Source organism: Mycobacterium sp. (assembly GCF_032161845.1).
In the GTDB taxonomy this organism is placed as follows: domain Bacteria; phylum Actinomycetota; class Actinomycetes; order Mycobacteriales; family Mycobacteriaceae; genus Mycobacterium.
Map to the genome: position 1 here is coordinate 22,261 of NZ_JAVRQA010000097.1, position 7,527 is coordinate 29,787.

The following is a 7,527-nucleotide window of genomic DNA, read 5'->3' on the forward strand; positions in this document are numbered from 1 at the left end:
TCAGTAAACCCGGATGTTCGGCTGTTGCGGCCGCGGAGCGTCGTCGGCCTGCCCGGAACGCTGCAGCAACCGGACGAAGTCGGCGATGCCGAGCGTTTCACCGCGGCGGGCCGGATCGATACTGGCTGACAGCAGCCGTTCGGCCGACTCGTTGCCGGATCCCGCCCACGCCGCGAACGCGTTGCGAGAAGTCTTGCGGCGCTGCGAAAACGCGATGTCGATGAGCTCGAAGACCTTGTTGCGGAAGTTTTCCTCGGTAGGCCACGCGGACGTTTCGTAGCGGTCGATGCGGACCAGACCCGAGTAGACCCGCGGGATCGGCCAGAACACCGTCGGCGAGACCATTCCGTGGCGACGCACGTTGCCGTAGAAGCGCACCTTCGCGCTCGGCACGCCGTAGTCCTTGCCGCCAGGCTCCGCGGCGAGTCGCTCGGCGACCTCGGCCTGAACCATGACCATGACGGTCCGGATCGTGGGGAACTTAGCGAGCAGGTGCAGGATCGCGGGCACCGCGACGTTGTATGGCAGGTTCGCGACGAGCGCGGTGGGCTGCTCGTCCAGGTCAGAGGGCATCAGGTTGAGAACGTCGCTGTTGAGCACGACGAGCCTGTTGATTTCGCTGTGGGAATGCTCGGCGATGGTCTTGGGAAGCTGACGTGCCAGGACGGGATCGATCTCGACCGCGGTTACCTTTGCGCCACGATCGAGGAGCGCCAGGGTCAACGAACCGAGACCCGGACCCACCTCGAGGACCACGTCATTACGGTTGACGCCGGACGCCGACACGATGCGACGAACGGTGTTGCCGTCGTGGACGAAGTTCTGTCCAAACGCCTTTCGCGGCCGGAACTCGAGTTCCTTCGCCAGATGCCTTATCTCGGTCCGCCCGAGGAGCCGAATCGTCAGCGCACACCCAACCTTCCACTACACACGGGCCATGCGCCCCACCCTTGGCGCGCCCGAGTGACCTCAGCAATCGCGATCTGCTCTTCCCTTGTAGCAAGATCAGCCCGCTGAGCATACCGCAATCCCCCGTTGCGCTCCCATGTGTTTTGGTCGAATTGCACGCCACCGTAAAATCCGTTGCCAGTGTTTATAGCCCAATTACCACCGGCTTCACACCGCGACAGGGCGTCCCAGGTCTCGCCCTGAGCCACCGCGGGCACCTCGGTGCCGGGTTTTGCGCCGATGCGAGTGACGCCGGCGCGGGCCGGAACGATGACGACATTGGCTACTGGCAGTCTCCCCGTCTCCACTCCGTTGACCGTCGCGACGGTGTACGTCACGTCCTGAATGCCTGGCGTTCCCGCGTCGTCGACGACCCGTCGGCTCATGTTCAAGGTGGGGTCGGGGACCTCTTTGTTGTCCGGCGTCAGCGGGACTCTCTGCGTGATCCTGGTGGCACGGACCCGAGTCACCTGAATCTGCATTCCATCGATCACCGGCGAGTTGGCGGCCGGGACGACGGTATCGCTCTGCAGCAGCGGCACTCCTGCCGCTTCGAGGAGACCGGCGACGTTGGCCGCCGCGAAGCGAACAGTCCGGATCACGCCGGCATCGTTGATCTGAACGTTGCGCGCACCGACCACCGGCAGTGACATGCCCTCGAGCGGCACTCGGCTGCCTCGAGACGCCGCGGCGGGCGCGGTGTCGGTCATCGACAGCTGGGCGAGCGCCTCCTGGACGGTGGACGCCGTGGTCCAGACCTCTCGGCTGTTCTGACCGTCCAGCGAGATCTGCAGCGGGCGGCTTCGGCGAAGCACGATCGTCTCGGACTGCTCGACGGTGTCGTTGGCGGCGGGGTACAGGTCGTCGCGTTCACCGACGTCGAAGCCGTTCTCCCGGACCACGTCGATGACGTGCGACTTCATCGTCGAGACCGTCACCGAGGCACCGTCGACGGCCAGCGTCACGGTCTTGTGGGCGGCAACGGCATACCCACCGGCGAAGGTCAGCGCGGCGAGCAGGGTCGCGACCAGAAGCCGCAGGTGAGGCGAACGCGCTTCATGGAGCCTATGCAAGTAGTTCAACGAAAACTTTCCCGACTAATCCGTCGGCAACCAGCGAAGATCCTGGGCCGACCGCTTCTATCACAGGACGGTAACGAACTCCCCTTGTCGCAGCAACTCGCGGTCAGGTGCGGAATCCGTAGGTCCGAACCGCATTTTCGCAGGTCTCGCGAGCCAGGTCGACCGCGGGGCGCCCCACCACCTCGGCCAATGCCCGCACGGTGTACGGCAGGCAGTACGACTCATTCGGTGCCCCGCGGAACGGATGCGGCGTCAAGAACGGCGCGTCGGTCTCGACCAGGAGCTGATCCGGCGGGATCAAGGCCGCGGCCTCACGGAGGTCACGGGCGTTGCGGAAACTGACGGTGCCCGAAAGGCTAAGCAGCCAGCCGGCGTCGACACAGGTGCGGGCCATCTCGGGGCCGGACGAGAAGCAGTGGAAGATCACCGTGGCCGGGGCACCTTCGGCGGCCAGCACGTCGAGGACGGCAGCGTCGGCGTCGCGGTTGTGGATCATCAGCGGCTTGCCGGTGCGCTTGGCCAGGTCGATGTGCCAGGCGAACGCCTCTCGCTGCTCGGCGGGTTCCGCGCACCCGTCGAGCTTGCCGGGCCAGTAGAGATCCATGCCGGTCTCGCCGATCGCGACGACGCGCGGATGCGCCGCCAGCCCTTCGATCTCCGCCTGCGCGGCATCGGTGAGCGCGTTGGCGCGGGTCGGGTGCAGGGCCACGGCGGCGTAGACCCGCGGATCCCAGTCGGCCGCGCGAACGGCCCAGCGGGCGGCTTCGAGATCGTCGGCGATCGTGACGACGGCCTTGACGCCCACCGCCTCGGCCCTGTCGAGGATGGCGTGCACGTCGTCGGCGTCGGCGGCACCACAGGCATCGAGGTGCGTATGGGCGTCGATCAGGGGGGCGAGGGGTTCTGGCGCAGGCGGCCTCTCGCGTCTAGAACTCACACCACACAATAAGGTGAGTCCAAATGAGCCCCATCGATTCCCCCGGCGCAGGGATGCGCACCCCCGGGGACCCGTACTACATCACCACCGCCATCGCGTACCCGAACGGTGTCCCGCACATCGGTCACGCCTACGAATACATCTCGACCGATGCCATCGCGCGGTTCAAGCGCCTCGACGGGTTCGACGTCAGATTCCTGACCGGCACTGACGAGCACGGCCTCAAGATGGCGCAGACCGCTGCGACGGAGGGCATTCCGACAGCTGACCTGGCCCGGCGGAACTCCGATGCCTTCCAGGCGATGCAGGAGAAGCTCGGCATCTCGTTCGACCGCTTCATCCGGACCACCGACGCCGATCACGTCGACGCGTCGATCGCGATCTGGAACGCGATGAACGCCAGCGGTGACATCTATCTGGACTCGTACTCCGGCTGGTATTCGGTGCGCGACGAGCGTTTCTTCACCGACGACGAGCTGGAGGAACTCGCCGACGGCACCCGGATCTCCACCGAGACGGGCACGACCGTCACGTGGACCGAGGAGCAGACCTATTTCTTCCGGCTCTCGGCCTACACCGAGCGGTTGCTCGCGCACTACGCGGCGCATCCCGAATTCATCGGGCCGGACGTTCGACGCAACGAAGTCGTCAGCTTCGTCTCGGGCGGCTTGCGCGACCTGTCGATCTCCCGCACCACGTTCGACTGGGGCGTGCCAGTGCCCGGCCACCCCGACCACGTCATGTACGTGTGGGTCGATGCGTTGACCAACTATCTGACGGGTGCTGGCTACCCCGACACCGAATCCGAGGCCTTCCGCCGCTACTGGCCCGCCGACCTGCACATGATCGGCAAGGACATCATCCGCTTCCACACCGTGTACTGGCCGGCCTTTCTGATGTCGGCCGGAATCGCTTTGCCGAAAAGGGTTTTCGCGCACGGACACCTGCTCAACAGCGGCGAGAAGATGAGCAAGTCGATCGGCAACGTCGTCGACCCCATCGCGCTGGTGGACGCCTTGGGACTCGACCAGGTGCGCTACTTCCTCCTTCGCGAGGTGCCCTTCGGCCAGGACGGCAGCTATAGCGAAGACGCCATCGTCAGCCGGATCAACACCGACCTGGCCAACGAACTTGGCAACCTCGCGCAGCGCTCGCTGTCGATGGTCAACAAGAATCTCGACGGAGTGGTCCCGCAGCCGGGCCCGTTCACCGACGAGGACACCGCGCTGTTGGCACACGCCGACGGGCTCCTCGAAAAGGTCCGCGCCCAGTTCGAGGTGCCCGCCATGCACCTCGCGCTCGAGTCCATCTGGCTGATGCTCGGCGCGGCCAACCGCTACTTCTCCGCGCAGGAGCCGTGGGTGCTTCGCAAGTCCGCTGCCACGGCCGACCAGGATCGATTCGGCACGGTGCTCTACACGACGCTGGAGGTCGTGCGCGTCGCCGCGCTGCTGATCCAGCCGGTGATGCCAGACTCCGCGGCCAAGCTGCTCGACCTGCTTGGTCAGCCCGTTGACCAGCGGGAATTCACGGCGATCGCCACCCGATTGGCGCCAGGCACCCCGCTGCCCAAGCCGGAAGGCGTGTTCCCGCGCTACGTCGTGGAGTGAGCTGCGCCACATTCGCCTGCCACGTGTCACACTTCGGCTGTCTCTGGTGTCTTGAGGTCAGATCCCTACCTCAAAGGAGTTCTCATGGCCAAGAAGACCAACGTCGTCGTCATCGGTGGCGGATACGCCGGCGTGATCGCCGCCAACCACCTTCGTCTGAACGCCGACGTCGCCATCACGCTGATCAACCCGAGGCCCGAGTTCGTGGAGCGGATCCGGCTGCACCAGTTCATCACTGGATCCGATGACGCCGTGGTGGACTACGCGGACGTGCTCTCCGACGACGTCCGCCTGCTGATCGACACCGCGGAGCTCATCGACGCGGCAGCGCGCACGGTGCTTCTCGGCTCGGGCGACACCGTCCGCTACGACTACCTGATCTATGCCGTCGGCAGCACGGGCGCCGCGCTGACCGTTCCTGGAGCCGCCGAATTCGCTTATCCCATCTCCGAATTGGAGCACGCCGAGCCATTGCGCGCGGCGATGGCCGAGGTTCACCCCAGTGCACCGGTGGTGGTCGTCGGCGCGGGGCCGACGGGTATCGAGGTCGCGGCCGAGCTGGCCTGCGGGTGGGTCGGCGGGGGCGGCACCGAGGGTCAGGCGGTGACGCTGGTGTGTGGCGACGTCCTCGGCCCGTACTTCAGTGAGTCCACGCGCCGGTCGGTGACCAAGCGGATGCGCAAGCTCGGCGTGACGGTCGTCGACGGGCCGGGTGCCAAAGTCACTGAGGTGCGCAAGGATTCAGTGCAATTGGCCGACGGCCGTGAACTGCCCGCCGTCGTGACGATCTGGACCGCCGGCTTCGGCGTGCCCGACCTCGCGGCGCGAAGTGGCCTGGCCACCGACGCGATCGGGCGACTGCTGACCGACGAGACTCTGACGAGTGTCGACAACCCCTACATCGTGGCCGCGGGCGATGCGTCCGCACCATCCAACCTGCCACTGCGGATGAGCTGCCAGGCTGCGATGCCGCTCGGCGTGCGGGCCGCCGAAACCGTGCTCAGCCGGATCGCGGGTATCGAGCCCGCCCAGCTGAACCAGGCCTTCGTCGGCCAGTGCGTCAGCCTTGGCCGCAGGGCGGGCGCCATCCAGGTGTCGCATCTGGACGACCGCCCGACGTCGCTCTTCATCGGCGGTCGCACTGCGGCGTCGATCAAGGAGGCCGTCTGCAAGGGCACCGTCTGGCAGCTGGGCCTCGAGGCCCGCAAGCCGGGCTCCTACTTCCTGATCAAGGGCGGCAAGCGTGCCGAGCACGTCGCCGCGGCCGGGCAGGAGGCGTTGACCCGATGAGTGCCGCGCCGGGTAACGACAGCGAGCACGCCGAGCGGTTCACCAACCTACGGCCACTGCTGTTCACGATCGCCTACGAAATCCTGGGCACGGCAACGGAATCCGATGACGTGCTGCAGGAGAGCTACCTGCGCTGGGCGGAAGTAGACCTCGCAGGGGTTCAGGACACGAAGGCGTATCTCGCTCAGCTCGTCACCCGGCAGGCGCTCAACGCGCTGCGGGCTCAGGCCCGTCGGCGCGAGGACTACGTCGGACCCTGGCTGCCCGAGCCGCTGCTGTTCGACTCCACCGACGCGTCCACCGACGTCGTACTCGCCGAATCGGTCTCGATGGCGATGATGGTGGTGCTGGAGACGCTGAGCCCCGACGAGCGTGCCGTGTTCGTGCTTCGCGAGGTATTCGGCTTCGGTCACGACGAAATCGCGTCGACGTTGGGCAAGTCCACTGCGGCGGTGCGTCAGATGGCGCATCGCGCGCGCGAACACGTGCAGTCGCGGCGCAAGCGATTCGGGCCCGTCGACCCCCAGCAGTCGCTCGAGATCACCACGCAGTTCTTTGCGACCGCGTCGACCGGTGACCTGGACGCCCTCGTCGCGATGTTGGCACCGGACGTCGTGTGGACCGCCGACAGCGACGGAAAGGCAAGCGCTGCGCGTCGTCCGATCCTCGGGGCGAAGCGCGTCGCACGGGTCATCCTCGGACTCATCCGCTTCGCCGGTGAGGACGGCCGGGTCGAGCGCGCGTTCTACAACGGCGCACCCGCGCTGGTGCTCTACCTCGGCGACAGCCTCGAGGGCATCATCTCGGTCGAGATCACCGACGGTCTGATCACCCACTTCTACGCGATGCGCAATCCCGAGAAGCTTGGTGGGGTGAACGTCGCCCGGGAGCTTGCGCGGTGACCGGCGTCTGACAAGCTAAGGCGGTGCGGGTCGAGCGGATCGCCTTGTCGCGCAGCGCCCCGGAGGTGCTGCGGTGTGTGGCCGCCGCGACGACGCGGCTCGGCTTGGCGCCGCCCGCCGCGTTGACCGGCAACTGGTTCGGCTCCCGTGCGGTCATCGTGCCAAGCGTCGCCGTCGAACCGGTTCCCGCCATCGGCGCCTTCAGCGTCGGGCAGGACGTCGACCCGGGCACCCGCAGCGACGCGATCGGCGGCGGCTGGATCGGCTACCTCTCCTATCCCGACGCCGGCCGCGACGGCCTTGGGCCACGGATCCCCGAAGCTGCAGGCGGCTGGACCGACGACGTCCTGCGCCAGGATTCCAGCGGAACCTGGTGGTACGAAAGCCTTTCCAATGCATCGGCCCCGCCGTGGCTCGTCGACGCCCTGGCTGCCGACCCACCGCCTTCGGTCTGCCACGTCGCGTGGGGTGAGGCCGACCGCGATGCGCACCGCGAGGGCGTGCTGGCATGTCTGGACGCCATCGCCGCCGGCGAGGTGTACCAGGCGTGCGTGTGCACCCAGATCATCGGGACGGTGACGGGCGCACCCCTCGACTTCTTCGCCGACGCCGTCACCCGCACCGCACCGGCGCGGGCGGCGTTCGTCTCGGGCGAATGGGGTGCGGTGGCCTCGCTGTCCCCGGAACTGTTCCTCAGCCGCGTCGGCGAGACCCTGGTGTCGAGCCCCATCAAGGGCACGCTGCCGCTCGACGAATCG

General features: G+C 67.0%; 7 protein-coding genes. 4 read left to right on the forward strand and 3 right to left on the reverse strand.

The annotated features are described in order from the left end of the window. The 3 genes from rsmA to QOD90_RS05895 form a co-directional block, all read right to left on the reverse strand. A complete protein-coding gene (gene rsmA / locus QOD90_RS05885; protein ID WP_526347612.1) occupies positions 1-906 on the reverse strand; it encodes a 16S rRNA (adenine(1518)-N(6)/adenine(1519)-N(6))-dimethyltransferase RsmA in 906 nt (301 codons plus the stop codon). Further along, complete coding sequence (locus QOD90_RS05890) at positions 903-2,030, reverse strand: transglycosylase family protein (RefSeq protein WP_526347602.1); 1,128 nt, start codon at positions 2,028-2,030, stop codon at positions 903-905. The genes rsmA and QOD90_RS05890 overlap by 4 nt, the downstream gene beginning before the upstream one ends. 103 nt (positions 2,031-2,133) lie before the next feature. Next, positions 2,134-2,976 (reverse strand): TatD family hydrolase, encoded by an 843-nt coding sequence (locus QOD90_RS05895; protein ID WP_526347604.1) that lies wholly within the window; start codon positions 2,974-2,976, stop codon positions 2,134-2,136. A gap of 44 nt (positions 2,977-3,020) precedes the next feature. On the opposite strand from QOD90_RS05895, the gene metG reads away from it, so the two are divergent. The 4 genes from metG to QOD90_RS05915 form a co-directional block, all read left to right on the forward strand. Continuing rightward, positions 3,021-4,577, forward strand: coding sequence for a methionine--tRNA ligase (gene metG / locus QOD90_RS05900; RefSeq protein ID WP_526347614.1), 1,557 nt, complete (start codon positions 3,021-3,023; stop codon positions 4,575-4,577). An 84-nt stretch (positions 4,578-4,661) separates the two neighbouring features. Next, entirely contained in the window at positions 4,662-5,867 is a 1,206-nt protein-coding gene (locus QOD90_RS05905) for an NAD(P)/FAD-dependent oxidoreductase (RefSeq protein ID WP_526347606.1), read from the forward strand. Then, a complete protein-coding gene (gene sigJ / locus QOD90_RS05910; protein ID WP_526347608.1) occupies positions 5,864-6,769 on the forward strand; it encodes an RNA polymerase sigma factor SigJ in 906 nt (301 codons plus the stop codon). The genes QOD90_RS05905 and sigJ overlap by 4 nt, the downstream gene beginning before the upstream one ends. A gap of 23 nt (positions 6,770-6,792) precedes the next feature. Next, on the forward strand, positions 6,793-7,527 hold a 735-nt coding region (locus QOD90_RS05915), incomplete at its 3' end, for a chorismate-binding protein (RefSeq protein WP_526347610.1).

Bases quoted from the DNA above. Each gene is read 5' to 3' on its own strand.
- QOD90_RS05905 (WP_526347606.1), top strand. From the start codon at position 4,662: ATGGCCAAGAAGACCAACGTCGTCGTCATCGGTGGCGGATACGCCGGC.
- sigJ (WP_526347608.1), top strand. From the start codon at position 5,864: ATGAGTGCCGCGCCGGGTAACGACAGCGAGCACGCCGAGCGGTTCACC.
- metG (WP_526347614.1), top strand. From the start codon at position 3,021: ATGCGCACCCCCGGGGACCCGTACTACATCACCACCGCCATCGCGTAC.